The sequence below is a fragment of the Clostridium gasigenes genome, assembly GCF_900104115.1.
Taxonomy (GTDB): domain Bacteria; phylum Bacillota; class Clostridia; order Clostridiales; family Clostridiaceae; genus Clostridium; species Clostridium gasigenes.
Window position 1 is genome coordinate 974,306 of record NZ_FNJM01000001.1, and the last position, 19,119, is coordinate 993,424.

Sequence of the window (19,119 nt, forward strand, 5' to 3'; positions counted from 1 at the left end):
AATTTATTATTCGTATATTTAAAATTTAGATATATTTATTCTTTATAATTAAAATAATATAAATAAACTTCTTCAAAATTAGCATTTACTAGCTCACACCCATCAAAAGGTATACTGTCACTAATTATTCTTAACTCAATATAGTTTTCTTTTTGAGTCATATTAGATACTACATACTTTGCCTCTAGTTCTTTTATCTCTTCTGCTTTGACTCTAGTAATCCATACCTTATTTTTTATACTTTCAACTAAATTTTCCACTGTTTCATTTTCTACTAACTCACCATTCTTTAGTATTATTACTTTATTTGCAATAAACTCTATATCTGATACAATATGTGTTGATAATAATACTATCCTCTCTCTGGAAATATTGGATATCATATTTCTAAAATGTATCCTTTCTTTTGGATCCAATCCAACAGTTGGTTCATCTAAAATCAATATTTTAGGATCATTAATCAATGATTGAGCTATTCCTAATCTTCTCTTCATACCTCCTGAGAATTTTCCACACTTTGTTTTTGCATCCTCCTTTAAATTTGTTATTTCTAACAAATTATATACCATTTCTTTTGCTACTTTTCCATCTATTCCTTTTAGTGCTGCCATATACATTAAAAAATCATAAGCATTAAAGTCCTTATAAATTCCCAACTCCTGAGGAAGATAACCTATTAACGCCCTATAGCCATCACCTAAAGAATTTTTATCTACCCCATCTATAAGTATTTTTCCTGAGTTTGCTTTTAATATATCTACTATAATCTTCATAAGAGTAGTCTTACCTGCACCATTTGCTCCAAGCAATCCATAGACTCCATTGGTTAGCTCCAAAGAAAAATCTTTAAGTACGACTTTATCCCCATATTTTTTGCAAATATTCATTATATTTAATACCAATTACTACTCCTCCTCGTATGATTCAGTTATAACCATTTGACTGAAAACTAAATCTATCCACAACATTAAGACTCTCATCATTATTATATTAACTTTCTGCCTAATCAATTTATTGATTATACTCATATCATGTAATTTAAAATTTCTAAAAATTAACCTAATAAAATTAAACATTTTGTATATTATATTTCTTAATAAAAATTGATTATTAAGAATATTTTTATTAATAATCAATACTTCTACTAATACTCCTATTCATAAGAAAAATTAAAAATCATAAAAGATATACTTGTATGTTGGAAAAATAGAAAACTACCCAACAATAAACTTTATTATAAATTTTTTTATTGCTATAGTGTATTACACATTAATTTATATAGTTGAAGTAGTTGCTATTATAGTCGTTACTTTAACTGGTTTATTGTTTTTAATCACTATTAAAATGAAATTTATAAATATATTTCAAAAGTAAAGTAGGAATTTATTGCTAGAAATATAGACTATCATCTATTATAAAATTAGTGAAAACCTCTATTATTCATTAATAATAGCACCATCTTTTAAATATATAATAGTATCCGCCTCATCAAAAATATTTTTATTATGTGAAATCATAACTACCGTATTTCTTTTTGAAAGACATTTAATTATTGACATTAACTTTCTACTAGACTCAAAATCTAATCCTTTATTTATCTCATCAAATAAAAAAATAGGTGTCTTTCTTAAAAGTCCTCTTACTATAGCTAGTTTTTGTTTTTGTCCACCAGATAATATTTTCCCATTATTATCAATAATTGTATCGTATTTATTAGGAAGACTCTCTATATAATTATGAATATTCACCTCTTTACAAGCAATAATTATCTCCTCATTGCTTATATCATCTATTCCTAATTTTAAGTTATCCTTTATTGACTTATTAAATAAAAATGTACTTTGCTGTATATACGTGATATTCTTCCTAAAGTCTTTTAAATTAAATTCCTTTATATCTTTTTCTCCTATAAAAATAGATCCTGAATAATTACAATAAAATCTAGTTAACAGATTTAGTATTGTAGTTTTTCCAGCACCATTTTCACCGATAAGTGCAGTTAGTTTATTATTTTCTATTTCAATATTCAAACAATTTATTGCTAGTTTATTCATATTATTATACTTGAAGTTTACATCCTCAAATCTAATTGCTCCTCTAATGTCGTTATTATCCGCTTGTAGTTTTAATTCCTCTATCTCATACTCTATAATCTCACTTACTCTGTCATCTGATATTTCTAGCAACTGTATATCTATAGGTATATTCCACATTGTCTTTATTGAGGATAAAAAATAAGCTATGTAGCTATTAAAAGCTACGAACTCTCCTAATGTTAAGTTCCCGTTAATTATTAACCACCCAGAATATACTACTAAAATTAAATTTATTGAGAATGAAGAAATTGAACTTACCGAATTTGATATAGTTGTAAATATAGTTTGTTTTAATGATAAGTTTTTCATCATATCTATGTTTTTATTAAAATCGATACTAACTTCATTTTCAATAACTAAACTTTTCACTTCTCTATATCCATATATTATTTCTTGTATATATGCTCTATTTTTATCTTTTATTGTCATCGTTAATCTTTGAATTTTCTTTAGTTTTTTGCTCAGAATAATTGTAGAAATAAAATTAAAAGGAACCAATATCAATGCTATAATTGATAACTTAATCGATATTATAAATATTAAAATAATTGATATTGCTAATTTTATTATTTCTATTATATAATCGGATAGTTTAGTTATATAAAAAGATGATATTATATTTGTATCTTCCTCTAACCTATTTATTATTTCTGGTCCCTTTAATTTATCTAAAACTTCTATTTTAGAATTAACTATTTTATCAAACAGATATTTTTCTAATTCTGTTTGAATATTAATTTGCAAATAAGAACTTATATATGTTTCTATAACACTAAAAGTCATAGTTATTATAAAAAATAATATTACTATAAAAATATATTGTTTCATATTTAAAAAAGATTTTTCTCCGATAGCATCTATTATCTTCCCCAAATATAAAGGAGTCATAAATTGTGTTACTGATGCTAATATTGTAGATATTATTAATATAGTAAATAAAATTTTATATTTACTAAAAAACATATAATATTTTTTAATTATGTTAATTGTAGTATTCATATTTCCACCTTACACATCTATATATTTTATCACTGTCACTTTTTATAATCATTCTATAATGAAAAATTTTAAAATATATTCTATTTTTATATAACTTAAATTTAGCCATATTGTTTATATATTTGAATAGTACTAAAATACAAGTGTTGTCTCATATTATTTGCTAGTACTTTAATAAATAAAACAAAAAAATAAATAATTGAACATATTAATTATATTTTTTAAATTTACCATACAATTATTATATAGATCCACTCTATTATATAATTGTATAGTAAATTAATTTAACATGTGTTTCTTTTATTGTTATACATTCAAAGCAAATAATAAATTATCAAAGTTCATATATTTTTTCATACTAATTTGGACTATCATAAATTTTCAAAGTCTAAATTATATTATAAGTAATCTTAAACTTCACTATGCCCACCAGTTGCTCCAAAGCATGAATTTCCACATCCACTACATTTTCCAACACAACCAACACAACTAGTACAATTTAAAACACAGTCTGTACAAATGAATGCACATCCATTACACCAAGATAGTGCAGATGCAACAGATTCTTGTCCAATTTTTGAATTTAATTTCATTTACTACTCCCCCTCTAATTAAAATATTATCGCATGCTTCCATAACATGCATCAGTACAATTCCCTGAACAACTAAATACGCAATCCGTACAGATAAACATGCATCCATTGCAAAAACTCATAGCTACTATATTATTAGATTCTTGAGACATTTTTGAATTTAATTTCATTATTCCCACCTCCTTTCTTAGTCTTTATTTTTTACAATAATTAAAAAATTTAATATTTAATCACCTATGCAACACCCCGGTATTTTATCAATCATATAAATTGATTCATCACGACAAGATACAGTATATGTGAAGCCTTCAACTTCTTTTAATTCATATCTCGAAAAAATTTCACCCCACCAGGTTCTCATCTTTAAATTAATTTCTGAATAATCATTGTTAATTCTATCTATATTTGATATTTTAAAGGCACTATATTCATCATTCGCATTTAGTGTTTCCATTAAACTATTTAAAGAATTACTTTTCTCAATTATCAATTCTATTTCCTTACTTTCACTTTTGGTTATATTTGCTACATTGTTTTTCATAACTAAATTCCTCCATATTTTTATTAACACATATTGTATGGTGAAAAAGTATCACTTTTAATTTTCTCAATAATATCATCATACTCTATTTCTTTTAACCTTTTAAATTGTGCTATTTCTATTTTATTATCTTCAATTTCTTTTATAAACTTATAGCTTGTACTATATTCGATTGAACTAACTTTGCATTGAATCGAACTTGGAACAGAATATTCTCTGGTTCTTTTTTTATTATCGTAAACACATCTATTGCAACTATATATTTCACATTGACTACAAAATTTAGAACTAGAAATTTTAAATAAATTTTGGTTTTTAATACTTATTTCTTCACCAATAGAACAAATATAATTTTCAGGATCATTATAATAAAATGCAGGACATATATATATTTTTCCATTAGGAGCTAAAGCATAATTATTAACTCCAAAGTTACAGTTTTCCATTTCATCAATTAATAATATATCTGTAATTTTGTTAACTTCTTTCATTACACCATTTTTGTAGTATTTCAACATCTCTTCTGATATATTTTTAAGTTTTTCTTTATATAAACTAAAATTAAAATCTTTACTATTTATTTTTATATTAATGTTTATTCTTTGAAATTTTTCTAATAATTTTATTACGGTACTATCTAAATCCTTAATTTCATTTTCATGTATATTTACTATACATATACTTTTATCTGACTTTAAATGTATATTTTGAGCACTATAAACAGGATAACTTGTAGTTTCACCAAATTCAAAGTCTCTCTCAACAGGATAAATATCAATTTTATCTTTGTACTTAGTTACTTTATTATAATCAATTATACTTTTACTATTAGAATGTAATAATACAGGCCTGTAGAAATTTTTTGCAGCAAAATCTAGCCCTCTATTTAAAACATCATGATTCATAAAATTTTCATTGTCATTATTCGAATAGTTACAATGCTCTACTGAATCATCTGAAAGTATGAAATATAAATGATTATTTTTGGATACCCACTGCCTTTCTTTACCTGTTTTTTCTTTTAACTTTTCCCAATAATAATTAACGGCTCTAACTCTAGCCTTATGCATTTTACATATATAAGTGCTCCTTTGAAACAATGTATCAGAATCCGAATTGTCATAATTATTACCCTGACACCATCCACAGCCGGCTGCTACTTCACAATTTAAACACTCATCTGTACTTTGAACCACTGCATCTAATCCATAAAATGTTCTAACTTTATCTAAATCTATTCCATCATATATACTGCCAATACTAAATTCTTTCTTTCTACTTAAAGAATAATCCATAAATCTAATGCACGGATATAACATCCCCCTATAATCTATAGCTAACATTTTTCCTGTTCCACAATGATTTCTACACTTATCTTTTTTAGATTGTGGATACCCTATATGTTCTTCAAACAATGTACAACTATATTTGTTCCAAAGCTCATTATCCAAAACGTAATCTGCCAATTTCATAAGTTGTTGTTCAAATAGAACATCATCCCCAGCCTCCCAAACATCTTCATATACTACATTTGCTGGCACGTTAGTTAATCCTAGATTCCATAAATGAATTATACTTTCTGCAACATATATTAAATCATCATGTCCTATTGTAACTTTTGTTATTGGGCTGCCGAACTGTTCTTTCCATTTATTTACATTATCTATTATATCATCATACGATCCTTTTCCATCAGGATATACCCTTTGCAAATCATGTTTCTCTTTAGTTCCATCTATTGTAATTCCCATAGAAATATTTGATTTATTTTTTTTTATTAAATTCTGAACTTTTTCTGTATCATAAAGTATCCCATTCGTGCATATGTTAAACCTATAGCAATTACCCCACTTATGGTTTCTCCTATATGTCTCAACCTTTATATAATCACAAATCTGATCTATTAAATCTATTTCTAACAAAGGTTCTCCTCCAATAAAATTCCATACTACAGCCTCTGAATTAAAAACCTCCCCGCTATCTAACAAATAATCAACTGCTTTCTTTGCTGTTTCAATAGTCATTACTTTTTCAGAAGCTTTGCCAGATATATAGCAATATTTACATCTTAAATTGCAATCTTCTGTTACTACAAATGTTATATCATGAGCTTCACCATTTTTCCATGTTGGTATATTTCCACACCCAAACTTTATATTATTATTTATTTCTTCCAATTGTATTCCTCCTACACTTTCTATTTTATTCTTATTTATCCAACATATATAACTATATATTATTTTTACATAATTATCAATCATTTTACATTTTTATATATATTTTTTAATTAAAACAAAAAGTTACATTATCTAATAATTTGTGACTTTTCAGCTATATTATTTAAATTTATATTTGATATAATTTTAGGTGCAGGAAATAGGGATAGCACATTCAGTGATATCCCTATTTATATCTTAGTTACACTAAGGTCGGATCTATTGGATTCAAGGTGAATATAGACTTTATGCAGTTTAAAGGATTTAAATTATTTTTCCGAACCGTGGATACATATCCACGAATTCTAGTTAATGCATTAGCACCTTCTAAACTTCTAAAAGTTCAAGATATCTTGTGTTTAACCTTAGTCATTCTCAGATCTCGTTCTGCTAGATTATTATCAAATGGTATATCAAAATCATACATAAAAGCAATTATCTGATTCATATAAACACTTAATCTATTTAATAAATTAAGGCTAGTACTTTTCTTAACTTTCTTTTTAGAATAAGCCTTACTATTAATAATATAGTCTCCTTTGCTGACTTACGGACAGTTAAATTACATTTCTTAAAATAATTTTATTATATTCACTTAATTACATTATTATGGATTTTTAAATAACAACCTAGTTGATTTTAATTGAATTAATTCATAAATATGGTAAGGAGTATTTTGAAGATACTACTACCGATATGTCAATGTAAATAAATTACTCTAAGACTCATACAATATAAATGAAAATTTTAGAAGATATTTCTTTCGACATGAATAATAAGATAATTTAAACCATTTAAGACCTGCTCTAAACAAGCTATAAATTCTAACAATATTTCCTTTAAGCTTCTTAGTTACTCCTAATTGTTTATTTTTCTTATCTTTAGAACAAGATGCTCCAAGTGTAATAATAAAACAATAAGCTATTGAAACACATAGATAAAGCATTTTTATATATTGAATATCCATACTCCAAGTATGCTCTATATTAAACCCACCACCCTTAAAATCTTTAAACATTTCTTCTATATCAAATCTCTTTTTATATTCTCTTATAGCAAATTTTCCACTAAGGTTGTTAGCTATAAACCAAGTATCATCAGCATCTTCATCCTTGCACACAGCCATATTACATACATACTTTTGGGCTGTTAATTCTATATTTGAAAAGTGTTTAACTTTTCTTTTTAAGGTGAGTATATCTTGTAATTTATTTATTTTAGGCTTGCCCGATATTGTTATACCTAAATCTTTAGTACATCTCATACAATATTCCCAATTAAGATCTTCATCTATAAATCTAAATAAATCCATACTTTTAAAGCCTCTATCTGCAAGTAATGTGACCTCGCATCCGTATGGAGTTATAATTTCATGTAGAAATTTAATCCCTTGTTTTACATGATTAAAATCTTTGTTTCCATCTTCTTTATATAGAAAAACTTTATACCAAAGTGGTATAGATCTTCTTCCTATTTTTAATGAAAATTGAAGTATTTTGCAATTCTCATAAAGAATGTTTGGGGAAATATTTTTCATTAAAGAATGGCATACCATCTCATGACACTTTTTAACGTGTCATCGGGATGATAGATTCAAAAGCTATTCAACAATTACAAGTAGAATGGAATGAATATTTAACTACAAAAGAAGGTGAAGGAATAAAGAAAATATTGAAGATTGACGGTAAGACAATAAGAGGTAGTAGAACTAAGGATAAGAACCCGTTACACGTAGTGGCAGCCTGGTGTGATGAAAATGGATTTTGTTTAGGCCAAACGGTAGTTAAAGAAAAACAAAATGAAATAGTAGCCATTCCAGAGATTATAGATAGATTAAATATAAAGGGTATGGTTGTTACTATAGATGTAATGGGGAATCAAATTGATATTGGGGAAAAAATTATCTCTAAGAAGGCCGACTATGTTTTGGCTGTAAAAGGTAATCAAGGTAATTTGCATAAAGATTTAATAGACTATTTCAACGAAGAAAGTTTCCGAAAGGACATTAAGAATAATAGTAATTATAAAAAACTACTAAAAAGAGCCACGGGCAAATGTAAACTAGGGAATATTATCAAACTGAAGATATATCATAGTTAGCAAAGAAATTAGGTATTATATAAGTAGTTTAAGTCCTGATATAGAGCTGTTTTCTAGGTCTATAAGACAGCATTGGAAAGTTGAATTAATGCACTGGCATTTAGATGTTACATTTAGAGAAGATTCTAATAAAACTATTGAAGAAACTGCAAATAAAAACATGAATATTATTCGTAAATGGGCATTAGGGATACTAAAACTTTTAGATACTGGGAAAAAATGAGTATGAAATTGAAGCGATTTACAATATTTACAAATCCGATTAAACATATAAGTAAAATTATGAAAATGTAGTGATGTTATAATTTTACTTATGTAGTTAAAAGTTTTCATGCGTTTGTCCTGCAAATCTATCACCTATAGTTGTGTGATCGAAAATTATATAAATACGATTTGAGTTTTACTGTTGCAGAAAGGTAGAATTTTTATAGTATGATATTTAAAACTCCAACAAATGGAATTATAATTGAGTGGAGTTTTATTATTTAGGTTATAAATTACTAATAGGAATATTATGTATACCCACTATTGTAATGATTATTCACCGTAACAAAACATTCCTTAAAGCATATTTTTCTAATATATTAACACTTAATTTTCGGAATATATTAAAAAATGCTTAGGTTACTTTTAAATTTATATTTTATTAGAAGTAATAAAATATAAACAATGAGGGCAGAATATATTTATATTGATATTGCGTTAAGGAACCTTCCGACCCATTTTTTAATGGTCAGATGTTGTTCTATCCACTTAAATAATAATTCAATATCCCAGCGCTTTTTATAGAGAGAGATTATATCTTCAGCTGGCATATTAAATATGTTGGTGACTAATCGAAATTCTTCATCAGAGTCCTTCGTAAAATATAAAATATCTCTATATTTATGTCTAGTTTTATTTTTACTGTAATCTGATCCCATTGTAATGATATAATCATACATATCTTCTATCTCAGTAGAAGTTGCTAAATATTCTTCCGTAACAGCATTGCTTTGCTGACGAGTTATAAATTTTTGTTTCTTATCCGTCATTTCATCATACCAAGAATACTTAAAGTATCCCTTATCAAAAATATATATATTTTCTTCTGAATCTACATACCCATCAATACAGGTGCGTTATCCTATCTTAGCAGGAGCTATATTAATTTTACTAGGCAATTTAGTTCCATAGGAAAAAGGTGTACTAATCCTAATAGCAGATTTCTTATCTTGAAAATAAAGTTCCGGTGCTAATCCTTTACCTATATTAACCACTGATGAGTCTATTATTTTAATATCCTTAAACTCCTTTATATTAACCGAAGACTTTAGCTCTCTCTCAGCTTTCTGAAGTAAATCTTCAAAGATATTCTTAAATAAATCACATGACTTACTTTTGTTTAGTCTAGATAGTTATGAATAAGTTGGCATATTAAAATCCTTATTTACATTAGATGATTTTCTATATTTTTCATCAATATCTCTTAGCCCATCACAACCTGAGATTTGTAAAAATAACATTGTCATAATGTGATCCCGACCTGTATAATTCTTTAAGTATTTATACTGATTATTCGCCTTTCTTAAATTTCTACCAATATTACCATCAATAAGTTTAATTAATTTTCTGAAGGTACTTCTGTTTGCAAATTTATCCATAATAAAAACAACCTCCAATCTTATAATTGGAGGTTGTACTTTAATATTGATTTTTATACATGAAAATTTATTGATTAATGCAACAGTAAAACCTTTTAAGGTCTATTTTCATTCTTTATTTCTTCTAGAGTGCCAATCTGTGCAAGTAATTATTTGTAAAGGATTTATTTAATGATTTTTTTAGATATATTCCACTACTTAAAAAAATTTCATCTAAAGCTTTTAATGTAATAATTATATTATTTACATTACAATTTTCACCCATATGTCCTATTCTAAATATTTTATTTTCTAAGAAATCAAATCCTCCACCTATTAATATATTATATTCATTGTTTAAAGCTTTGAATATTTCATTAAAAGAAATACCCTCTGGCACCACTACTGATGTTACTGTGTTAGAATAAAAACTTTTAGGATATAATTCTAAACCAGCTTCTTTTATTGTATATCTTAAGGATGTAGCTATGTCTGCATGAATCTTTAAAAATTCTTTATTATTCAATACTCTATCAATTGCTACATCTAATGCATACAAATCACTAATTGGTTGAGTGTATGGAAACCATTTTTTCTCGTACCAATCCTTCCATATAGTTAAATTATTATAAAATCCTGGTATATTACTTTTTCTATTATACATTTTTTCCTTTGCTCTATTACTTAATGAAAGAAATGTTAACCCTGGGGGCGCTGAAATACATTTTTGAGATGCACCTATAGCAACATCTATTCCCCATTCATCAACATAAAGTTCTTCACCACCAATACTAGAAACAGAATCTACTATTGAAATTATTCCATATTCATTTAAAAGTGACACAACTTCTTTTACTGGATTAGTTATACCAGAAGGTGTTTCACAATGTACTACTGTAGCAACCTTAAAATCATGATTTTCCTTAAGATATTCTTTTAAAACTTCAATATTTATTCCTTCTCTTCTATCAGATGAGCAATAATTAACCTTCCCACCAAAAAGTTTTACAAAATCTCCAAACCCATAACCATAAATACCATTTTCAATACATAAAACCTTATCTGAAGGTTCAACTAATGACGCTATAGCTGCTTCAAGTCCTAATATTCCTTCTCCTGATAATATTATTATCTCATTATCTGTTTTTAATAATTCGCCTATCTTGCTACATAAATATTTATAAAATTCAAAGAAATCAATATCTAAATCAGGATTTGTTATTTGCTTCCTTAAGGCCTCTCTTACATCTTCGTGTATATAAGTAGGCCCTGGTGTCATTAATATTTTTGCCATAATTCCTCCTATTTAATTGATATTCTTTTATCTTCAAGATATATATTAACATTTGCCTTTTTTAAGGCTGCTTTTAATGTTACTGAAAAAGGTATTCCTATAACAGTCCCTACAACACTTTGCATAAAATTTCCCCAAACTGATTGTAATGGAGTTATAAAATTATGATATAGTATAACTTCTGATATATAATATCCAACAATCATAACTAATGTGGCTACAGTTATTCCAACTAGAATACTTACTATATTATAAACTTTCTTTTTTTGAAATTTTTCTGCTGCAGCTCCTATTATATAACCCATTGCCAACCTAATAACTAAAGTAAACGGGGCCCATATAGCATAAGGACTTGTTAAATCAAAAAGTGCCATACCAACTCCTCCTGATATTGCCCCTGCCTTTTTACCAAAAACAATTGCTATGGTAAAAAACATAACATTTCCTAAATGAAATAATCCTCCTGGAGTTGGTCCAGGTATATTTATAAATCTTGTTGCTACATAAACTAATGCTATAAATAGACTGTTTAGCACTAAATTTTTAATATTATTACTATTCATTATACATCCCTCAATTCATTTATAATTTCTTATAACTGCACTTACTATTAATATAATAATATAGTATATTGAGGATTTTTCAAGTGTATCGATACAATTCTAATAACACTTCGGTTCTTCTACTTTTCTACCCGAAACATATCTTTCTTTAATATTTCTATCATCTCCAGTATAGATGAACTTCTGCAATCTTTCCTCTATTGATAAAGTTTTAAATATTGATAAATTGCTATCATCAATAACTAAAGCATCAAACTCATATCCTTCTTCAAAACTTCCTACTTTTCCAAAGAATTCTCCCCCGCCTTTTGTTGCAAGATAAAATAGCTCTACAGTACTAAGTGACTTGTCTACTTTATTGCTCTCAATCCATTTTATATTTGATGCTTGTGCCGCATTAACCATTACATTGGTAATTGATAAGCTATGACCTGCTGATACATCAGTTGCTAACCCAACAGGCACTCCTCTTTTGATTAATCTTCTTATAGGAGCTATACCACTTGATAAATTGCTATTAGAATTTGGGCTATGAGCAACAAAAACCTTTTTTCTTGCCATTAGTTCTATTTCATCCTCATCTACTAAAACACAGTGAGCCATTACCGTTGGCATATCTCCAAATAATCCAGCTGAGTCATATATATTTGCATAATTACCAAATTCAGGATGCAACTCTTTAACAAAACTAATTTCACTATAATTTTCGCATAGATGAGATTGTACAGGAATATTATATTCCTTAGCTAATTCTCCAAGATTTTTTAAAAGATCAAAGCTACAAGTTGGAACGAATCTTGGTGTAATTATTGGTTTAACAAGTGGGTACTTATTACAGTATTCTTCTAATAAATATTTTGTATCCTTAATAGAATCCTCTAATGTCTCTGTTAGAAATTCTGGTGAGTTCCTATTCATATTTACCTTTCCTACATATGCACCTAACCCTGCATCTGCAAATAAATCCATTAATAATGCTGTAGACTCCTTATGAATAGTAGCAAATACAACAGATCTTGTAGTCCCAAACTTCCATAATTCCCTTATAAAAGCAGAATATACCCTTTTAGCATAACTAATATCTGAGAATTTAGCTTCCTCTGGGAATGTGTAGGTTTCAAGCCAAGGCATTAATTCCTTATCAAGTCCTAAACCCATATTTGCAAATTGTGGTGCATGTGTGTGTAAATCTGAAAAACCTGGTATAATAAGTGAGTTACCATAATCTATTACATCTATCTTATTAAATTCTTCAGGAAGAGATTCATAAACTCCTCTTACTAATCTATCCTCTACAACAATGTATCCGTTTACAAATATATTGAATTTATCTAAAGTCTTAGTAAAAATAATATTTCCTTTAACTGCATATATCATTTCAATAAATACCTCCTTAAATAATAATTTAATAATATATAGAATGGGTATATTTATATTTTAAGTTATTTATACATACATATACATCAGCAATCATTTAATTATACAAATACCGGTAAATTTTTGCAATAGATATTTATTTTTAATTTAATATATGCTCTAATAAATATTTTTCAAAATAAAATTAAGTTCAAACTCCGTGGTGCTAGCAACCCCTTCTTTAGCAATAAAAAGAGGTTTGCTAATTGATGGATGCTAATTATACTCTAATCTTTTACTATTACAGCATAACCCACAACTGCATTTAACATCACCAAACATTAGAGAATAGCTCGATTTAAGCTCTACATTAACCTTCACTACTTTTTTTGCAAAATCAGAACTATCCTTTGGTACATTGTCTAAATCATCAGCTTTTGCCTGAGTATCTATTAATGCTCCCGTTGGAACAAATTTATTTGCTTTTATCCTTACTCCATCACTTACAGTAGCGTTTGAAGCTATATAACATCCATCCTCTACTATAGAATTAAAAACTAAAGAATTAAATCCAACAAAAACATTATTCCCCACAATACAAGGTCCATGAATTAAAGCACCATGAGCAATGGAAGTGTTGTCACCAACATAAATGGAATATTTTTTTTTATTTACAACAAATTGATTATTCTTTAGCCCATGAAATATTACTCCATCTTGAATATTAGAGTTTGACCCAATATAAAATGGTGTTCCCTCATCTGCTCTAATAGTTACATTACAAGCTATAAAGACATGTTTATTTATAGTAACATCTCCTATAATAGTAGAAAATGGTCCTATAAATACAGAAGATTCAATACTTGGATATTTGCTAGAAGCATTAAAAGATGTATATGGATTTTTACCTACAAAATATGAATATAAGTTTACTGGATATTTAGTATCATTATTTATTTTTTTAATTTCTACAATACTTTGATCAAAATTCTTATTAGCTTTTAGTTCTATACATTTGTTTTCATTCCACATAATTTACCCTCCAATAGTAGTTTTTATAAAATTATTACTACTATACTATTACCTTCCCTTAAAATTTGTGCTTATAATAGCTTCATCTATACTATCCAACTTCATTTCATTTAAACATAAAAATAAATCCACTAGAATTTTTTCTAGTGGATTCATTTAATCTTTATTATTTAATTTCCAAATTTAATTCCCTTACTATAATTTTTGCTGCTTCCTGTGCTACTTCACCAGTAAAATAAATACATTGTTCCATATGTTCCTCAGAACCAAGTGTCATACCTTTTGTTAAAACCCTACAGCATAAAAACTTATGTCTCTCTTTAAAAATATCATGCAATTCTTTAGATAACTCCATAGCCTTATTAACTTTTGTATCTTTTGGTTCATTTCTACCAAAGAATAATCCTATTGCCATGACACCACCTACAACTGCACCGCATGTACAACCAGAGCCACCTATGCCTATTGGGAAACCTGAAGCCATTGCAATAATATCATCAGATATAGATAGACCAAATTCATCTTTGATTGTCTTTACTATAGCTTCAGAACAAAAAAAATCTCCATTCCGATAGTAATTTTCTGCAGTAGTTTTAATCTTATTTAAGTCAATAATTTTATTCAATATAATCGCCCCTAAAACATTATTTTTCTTTTGGAATTTATACCTTCTTATTTACCACAACATTTTTTATATTTCTTACCACTTCCACAGCTGCATGAATCATTTCTACCTATTTCAACTGAATTTTTCATTATAAAGTCATTAAGTCCCTTTTTTAGTTCACTTGCTATTAAATTGTTTAAAGAAGCTTCTTCTGCTTTTTCTAATTCTGCTTTTTCTTCTCTTTCTTCTTCTCCTTTAAAACATTCCCAATTAACTATTTCATCAAAAATATTGTCTATATATCTAGGATTATCTCTTTGTATTATTTCAAAGGCATTCTTTACTGCATACTTAATTTCTTTAGACACATTATCACTTTGTATAATTTCAATTAATCTAGTATCGTCTCCATTATAAACAGAAGCAATAATCTTGCCCCCATGTTCTTTAATACCATCATCATATAAAGCCATTGCTTCATTATCTGGTAATTCTAATATATCTAAATATATGTCATAAAATTTCTTTTCTTTAAATTGAGCTAGTAAATATGTTGCATATATGTGACCAAAGTATGACATATCCTCTAGTGCTACTTTATAATCCTTTTTAAAGTCTTCCATATAATCTATTAAGAAAATTCTTGTTTCATCTTCTCTTCTTATTAACTCTTCTAATTCTTCTTTGGGTAATCTACCCTCATTATGCTTAATACCATTAAATATTTCTTCTATAGTTTTGTTCATAAGATCTCCTAACTGTTGCTTTTTTTGCAACTCCTAATAATTATGTATCTATTTTTTCAAATAACCCCAAATTAAAGGATTATAGTACAGTCACTATTAAATAAGTTTATTATCATTATACTTTGAAAAACCTTCTCTGTCTTCACTTTTTTGACATATCTACTTGATATTTTTTCACAAGCCTTAATAGTTCTCAAATAAATAGCATTTATCACATAGCAAAAAAACTAGAAGTTTATTACTTCTAGTTCCCTTAAGTTTCATTTTAAACTACAATACTACAACTGTAGTTTCTTTACATAATTAATACTTTACTTCAATAATAATTATTTCAATTAAAACTAATTCTTCTACCTTCTGTAAAAGATGTAATTTGAGATACTTTAATAGTTTCTCCTGGTTGTGGTGCATGTATATAACATCCCCCGCCAACATATATTCCTACATGATCAACCCCATACATAAATACTAAATCACCTAATTGCAATTCACTTAATGATATAGATTTCCCTTGTTTAATTTGTGTATATGTTGTTCTTGTAATATCTATACCAACAGTATTGTTGTACACATATCTTGTAAAACCTGAACAATCAAACTCATCAGGGCCATTACCGGCAACTACATATGGTTTTCCTAAAAATTGATATGCATAGCTAACTATTAAACTTCCTGATAACACTCCAGAATTTAAATTTGTTCCTTTATCTTTTAAATATTGTTCTAACCCACTAACTCTTTTTGTAACTTCAATAATACTTTTATTAATTTGCTCTATTGAATTTAAACTTTTTAATTGTTTGTCTCTAATATTTATTAGTTGTACTATGGCACCATTTAATTCTTCTAATGAATTAGACTCTTTTAGAATTTTTAATTGTGGTTCTATTATTTTCATTTCACTTACGGCTAAATATTCAGTATCAAATTTACTTTTCTCTAATAATATTTGAGATATTAATAATACCTGTTCCTTCTTTTTATTTTCTAATTCTTCTAGTGCTTTTTTATTATTTTCCGTTACAATAGCACTATCGCTAATTTTTTTTTCTGATTCCTTTACACTTTTTTCTAATTTTTCTTGATTATCCTTAAGCTCACTTACTATTTTTTTATCTAAATCAACTACTTTACCAACAGTATAAACTTTAGAAATTAAATCTGTAATTCCTTCTGAATTTAATAAAACCAATATTAAATTATTTTGACCTCCCGATTTATAAAGTTCTCTTATCCTTTTAGCTAACATATCCTCTTGCTTTTTTATTTCATCTTCTCTATATGTCATTTCTTTTTTAGAAACTTCCACTTCATTAGAAATTACTTTTAACTCTTCCACGTTCTTTTTTATAACTTCAGTAAGTTTTTCTATTTCTGTATTAAGCCTATATACTTCTCCTTGTGTTTTATCAATGTTTTCAGTTAACACATTGTATTTCTTTTGATTTTCAATTACTTCCTCATTAGGTGTTGCAAGTACAGACATACTTGTATTTAATATTATAACTACTATAATTGCTGTTGATATAAAAGCTTTTCCTATACTCCTTGTCCCCATAGCTATACCTCTCTACTATTTCCTATTTTTATTTAATTAATATAATTACTTCGGTCCACTATACGTTTACACCTTATTATAGCTTTAATGTATATTTTTGTAAATATATTTTCAATAAAAATCAATCTCTAGATTAAAAGAGTTATCATGTTGACAAATAAGCATTAATAATCTAATTTAATTTTTCAATTGCCTTTGATATTTTTTGTATACAAAATTCTATATCTGATTTATTTGAAGCTCCTGATCCTACCTCTAACATAATGGCTTTTGATGATAAATCTTGATTGAAATCATTTAGAAGTGTCACATCCTCATATAAAACTATTGTTCCTACTAACCCTTGTACTTTAAATTTATTTATTAACGTATCTGCAAAAATTTTGTTTTCTTCATATTTAGGGCTTGTTTTACTTAATATAATCTTAGTTACTCTTCTGTTTTCCTCATCTTTAATACCTTTTGCAGGTCTATGAATGTCAATTAGCATTTTATCTTCATAATTTTCTACGCCTTCAATTACCAAATTTCTAGATTCATTATAACTTTCAACATAAGCTACTGTTTTAGTATTTTTTAATAATTTTGCTTCCAATCCATTTTCTTTCAATTTACTAACCAGCATTTCACCTGCATCAATTACAGTTAACCCCGACATATAATCTTCATCATAATGCGAATTATAAACTACAATACCAGAATTCACCTTTCCCAAAGTTAACTCATTACTATTTTCTTTTATACTTTCTACATTCAAAATATCATCAGTTTTCGCTGAACTCTTAGTTGTTAACCCCACACTACATACTATCCCTATTAGAAGCGACCCTATAATTAAAGCTTTAAAACCATATTTTTTATTTATACTAATCATACTTATTCTCTCCTTGATATCATTTTTATTTCTAATCATTGTTGTTGTCCCTACAAATGTTTTTTTACTATTGATAGAGCTAAGAACTTTCAAAATAGCCATACCATAATCTATATTTTCTCTTTCCGATACTTTATTAAGAACATTTGCATCACACGCGAGCTCACAATCTTGTTGCATTAACTTAATTGCTATAGTTATTATTGGGTTAAACCAGTATATTATTTTAATTATTAGTAAAACCCATATAATAATATTATCACGTCTTTTCAAGTGTATTAATTCATGTAATAAAATGTACTTAAGCTCTTTACTTGTACTATTTTCTATAATAGTTTTAGGAATTATTATCCTAGGTTCCATTATTCCAAATAATGTAGGACTTTGAAATTCATCGCACATTATTATTTTCACTTTCCTTTTTATACATAATATATTTAAAGTTTCTAATAATATTGATTCCACTGGATAATTATTGTATTCTTTCCCTTGAATATACTTTTGAAGTATATTATATGAATATATTGATCTTATTGAAAGAAAACCTATCCCCATAACCCATATGCAACATAACATTGCCTTTAACTTTATGTAATCTATTTTATTATTAGTATCTGTTTTATAAATTTTACTTTCATCTTTCAATGTTGATTTTACATTTATTTCATTAATTATATTCGTGGATTCAATTTCATTAACCCTTTCAACTACACCCACTTCACTTTTTGAAAATACATTGTATATACTGATATTACTTTCAGGCCCATTTGGTATAAGCAATTTAATAATTACTACAAACCACATATAATATAAGATATTAGGATTTACCCTTTTCTTAATTAATCCTCTAATACATATTACAATCAAAACAATAATACTTGCTGCAAAAGATGTTTCAATAATCCAATCGAATATCATCATG

Annotated in this window: 21 protein-coding genes; 2 read left to right on the forward strand and 19 right to left on the reverse strand. The window is 26.9% G+C overall.

Annotation, left to right across the window (positions count from 1 at the left end; translation table 11 throughout):
- Nucleotides 1-35 precede the first annotated feature (35 nt).
- From BLS77_RS04720 to BLS77_RS20210, 8 genes are all read right to left on the reverse strand, one after another.
- On the reverse strand, nt 36-902 hold the full coding sequence (locus tag BLS77_RS04720; protein WP_089966353.1) for an ABC transporter ATP-binding protein: 867 nt from the start codon (nt 900-902) through the stop codon (nt 36-38).
- A 534-nt stretch (nt 903-1,436) separates the two neighbouring features.
- A complete protein-coding gene (locus tag BLS77_RS04730; RefSeq protein WP_089966357.1) occupies nt 1,437-3,095 on the reverse strand; it encodes an ABC transporter ATP-binding protein in 1,659 nt (552 codons plus the stop codon).
- A 410-nt stretch (nt 3,096-3,505) separates the two neighbouring features.
- Nucleotides 3,506-3,688 carry a hypothetical protein gene (locus BLS77_RS04735; RefSeq protein WP_089966359.1) on the reverse strand — a complete coding sequence of 61 codons (183 nt, stop codon included), beginning with the start codon at nt 3,686-3,688 and terminating at the stop codon, nt 3,506-3,508.
- A gap of 26 nt (nt 3,689-3,714) precedes the next feature.
- Nucleotides 3,715-3,858: a hypothetical protein gene (locus BLS77_RS19745; RefSeq protein ID WP_175490765.1), complete on the reverse strand. Its 144-nt coding sequence runs from the start codon at nt 3,856-3,858 to the stop codon at nt 3,715-3,717.
- A 56-nt stretch (nt 3,859-3,914) separates the two neighbouring features.
- A complete protein-coding gene (locus BLS77_RS04740) occupies nt 3,915-4,229 on the reverse strand; it encodes a CXXX repeat peptide modification system protein (RefSeq protein ID WP_089966361.1) in 315 nt (104 codons plus the stop codon).
- Nucleotides 4,230-4,252: 23 nt separating this feature from the next.
- Entirely contained in the window at nt 4,253-6,406 is a 2,154-nt protein-coding gene (locus BLS77_RS04745) for a radical SAM peptide maturase, CXXX-repeat target family (protein ID WP_175490766.1), read from the reverse strand.
- 382 nt (nt 6,407-6,788) lie between these two features.
- Nucleotides 6,789-6,974, reverse strand: a complete 186-nt coding sequence (locus tag BLS77_RS20205) for an IS66 family transposase (protein WP_341423415.1) — start codon at nt 6,972-6,974, stop codon at nt 6,789-6,791.
- A gap of 189 nt (nt 6,975-7,163) precedes the next feature.
- Nucleotides 7,164-7,982 carry a transposase gene (locus BLS77_RS20210; protein ID WP_175490767.1) on the reverse strand — a complete coding sequence of 273 codons (819 nt, stop codon included), beginning with the start codon at nt 7,980-7,982 and terminating at the stop codon, nt 7,164-7,166.
- A 47-nt stretch (nt 7,983-8,029) separates the two neighbouring features.
- On the opposite strand from BLS77_RS20210, the gene BLS77_RS04760 reads away from it, so the two are divergent.
- Both BLS77_RS04760 and BLS77_RS20500 read left to right on the forward strand, forming a co-directional pair.
- On the forward strand, nt 8,030-8,545 hold the full coding sequence (locus BLS77_RS04760) for an ISAs1 family transposase (protein WP_089966365.1): 516 nt from the start codon (nt 8,030-8,032) through the stop codon (nt 8,543-8,545).
- A gap of 7 nt (nt 8,546-8,552) precedes the next feature.
- Nucleotides 8,553-8,768, forward strand: a complete 216-nt coding sequence (locus BLS77_RS20500) for an ISAs1 family transposase (protein ID WP_278336641.1) — start codon at nt 8,553-8,555, stop codon at nt 8,766-8,768.
- Between the two features lie 463 nt (nt 8,769-9,231).
- Here the strand turns inward: BLS77_RS20500 and BLS77_RS04765 are convergent, their stop codons facing one another.
- The 11 genes from BLS77_RS04765 to BLS77_RS04810 form a co-directional block, all read right to left on the reverse strand.
- Complete coding sequence (locus BLS77_RS04765; protein WP_089966367.1) at nt 9,232-9,657, reverse strand: transposase; 426 nt, start codon at nt 9,655-9,657, stop codon at nt 9,232-9,234.
- Between the two features lie 9 nt (nt 9,658-9,666).
- Nucleotides 9,667-9,804: a hypothetical protein gene (locus BLS77_RS19750; RefSeq protein ID WP_175490768.1), complete on the reverse strand. Its 138-nt coding sequence runs from the start codon at nt 9,802-9,804 to the stop codon at nt 9,667-9,669.
- Nucleotides 9,805-9,942: 138 nt separating this feature from the next.
- Nucleotides 9,943-10,188: a DUF4372 domain-containing protein gene (locus tag BLS77_RS04770; RefSeq protein ID WP_089966369.1), complete on the reverse strand. Its 246-nt coding sequence runs from the start codon at nt 10,186-10,188 to the stop codon at nt 9,943-9,945.
- 124 nt (nt 10,189-10,312) lie between these two features.
- Entirely contained in the window at nt 10,313-11,461 is a 1,149-nt protein-coding gene (locus tag BLS77_RS04775; RefSeq protein WP_242873929.1) for a pyridoxal-phosphate-dependent aminotransferase family protein, read from the reverse strand.
- Between the two features lie 8 nt (nt 11,462-11,469).
- Nucleotides 11,470-12,024 carry an ECF transporter S component gene (locus BLS77_RS04780; protein ID WP_089966374.1) on the reverse strand — a complete coding sequence of 185 codons (555 nt, stop codon included), beginning with the start codon at nt 12,022-12,024 and terminating at the stop codon, nt 11,470-11,472.
- 99 nt (nt 12,025-12,123) lie between these two features.
- Nucleotides 12,124-13,401 (reverse strand): guanine deaminase, encoded by a 1,278-nt coding sequence (guaD, locus tag BLS77_RS04785; protein ID WP_423231020.1) that lies wholly within the window; start codon nt 13,399-13,401, stop codon nt 12,124-12,126.
- A 255-nt stretch (nt 13,402-13,656) separates the two neighbouring features.
- On the reverse strand, nt 13,657-14,412 hold the full coding sequence (locus BLS77_RS04790) for an LbetaH domain-containing protein (protein WP_089966378.1): 756 nt from the start codon (nt 14,410-14,412) through the stop codon (nt 13,657-13,659).
- Between the two features lie 166 nt (nt 14,413-14,578).
- Entirely contained in the window at nt 14,579-15,037 is a 459-nt protein-coding gene (locus BLS77_RS04795) for a C-GCAxxG-C-C family protein (protein ID WP_089966380.1), read from the reverse strand.
- A gap of 47 nt (nt 15,038-15,084) precedes the next feature.
- The gene (locus BLS77_RS04800; protein WP_089966550.1) at nt 15,085-15,765 is read right to left on the reverse strand and encodes a DUF1186 domain-containing protein; all 681 of its coding nucleotides are present in this window, start codon (nt 15,763-15,765) and stop codon (nt 15,085-15,087) included.
- 331 nt (nt 15,766-16,096) lie between these two features.
- Nucleotides 16,097-17,323: a C40 family peptidase gene (locus BLS77_RS04805; RefSeq protein WP_089966381.1), complete on the reverse strand. Its 1,227-nt coding sequence runs from the start codon at nt 17,321-17,323 to the stop codon at nt 16,097-16,099.
- 172 nt (nt 17,324-17,495) lie between these two features.
- The gene (locus tag BLS77_RS04810; RefSeq protein WP_089966383.1) at nt 17,496-19,118 is read right to left on the reverse strand and encodes a M56 family metallopeptidase; all 1,623 of its coding nucleotides are present in this window, start codon (nt 19,116-19,118) and stop codon (nt 17,496-17,498) included.
- Nucleotide 19,119: the final 1 nt, after the last annotated feature.

Bases quoted from the DNA above. Each gene is read 5' to 3' on its own strand.
- BLS77_RS04730 (WP_089966357.1), bottom strand. From the start codon at position 3,095: ATGAATACTACAATTAACATAATTAAAAAATATTATATGTTTTTTAGT.
- BLS77_RS04735 (WP_089966359.1), bottom strand. From the start codon at position 3,688: ATGAAATTAAATTCAAAAATTGGACAAGAATCTGTTGCATCTGCACTA.
- BLS77_RS19745 (WP_175490765.1), bottom strand. From the start codon at position 3,858: ATGAAATTAAATTCAAAAATGTCTCAAGAATCTAATAATATAGTAGCT.
- BLS77_RS04740 (WP_089966361.1), bottom strand. From the start codon at position 4,229: ATGAAAAACAATGTAGCAAATATAACCAAAAGTGAAAGTAAGGAAATA.
- BLS77_RS20210 (WP_175490767.1), bottom strand. From the start codon at position 7,982: ATGAAAAATATTTCCCCAAACATTCTTTATGAGAATTGCAAAATACTT.
- BLS77_RS04760 (WP_089966365.1), top strand. From the start codon at position 8,030: ATGATAGATTCAAAAGCTATTCAACAATTACAAGTAGAATGGAATGAA.
- BLS77_RS04770 (WP_089966369.1), bottom strand. From the start codon at position 10,188: ATGGATAAATTTGCAAACAGAAGTACCTTCAGAAAATTAATTAAACTT.
- BLS77_RS04775 (WP_242873929.1), bottom strand. From the start codon at position 11,461: ATGGCAAAAATATTAATGACACCAGGGCCTACTTATATACACGAAGAT.
- BLS77_RS04780 (WP_089966374.1), bottom strand. From the start codon at position 12,024: ATGAATAGTAATAATATTAAAAATTTAGTGCTAAACAGTCTATTTATA.
- guaD (WP_423231020.1), bottom strand. From the start codon at position 13,401: ATGATATATGCAGTTAAAGGAAATATTATTTTTACTAAGACTTTAGAT.
- BLS77_RS04790 (WP_089966378.1), bottom strand. From the start codon at position 14,412: ATGTGGAATGAAAACAAATGTATAGAACTAAAAGCTAATAAGAATTTT.
- BLS77_RS04800 (WP_089966550.1), bottom strand. From the start codon at position 15,765: ATGAACAAAACTATAGAAGAAATATTTAATGGTATTAAGCATAATGAG.
- BLS77_RS04805 (WP_089966381.1), bottom strand. From the start codon at position 17,323: ATGGGGACAAGGAGTATAGGAAAAGCTTTTATATCAACAGCAATTATA.
- BLS77_RS04810 (WP_089966383.1), bottom strand. From the start codon at position 19,118: ATGATGATATTCGATTGGATTATTGAAACATCTTTTGCAGCAAGTATT.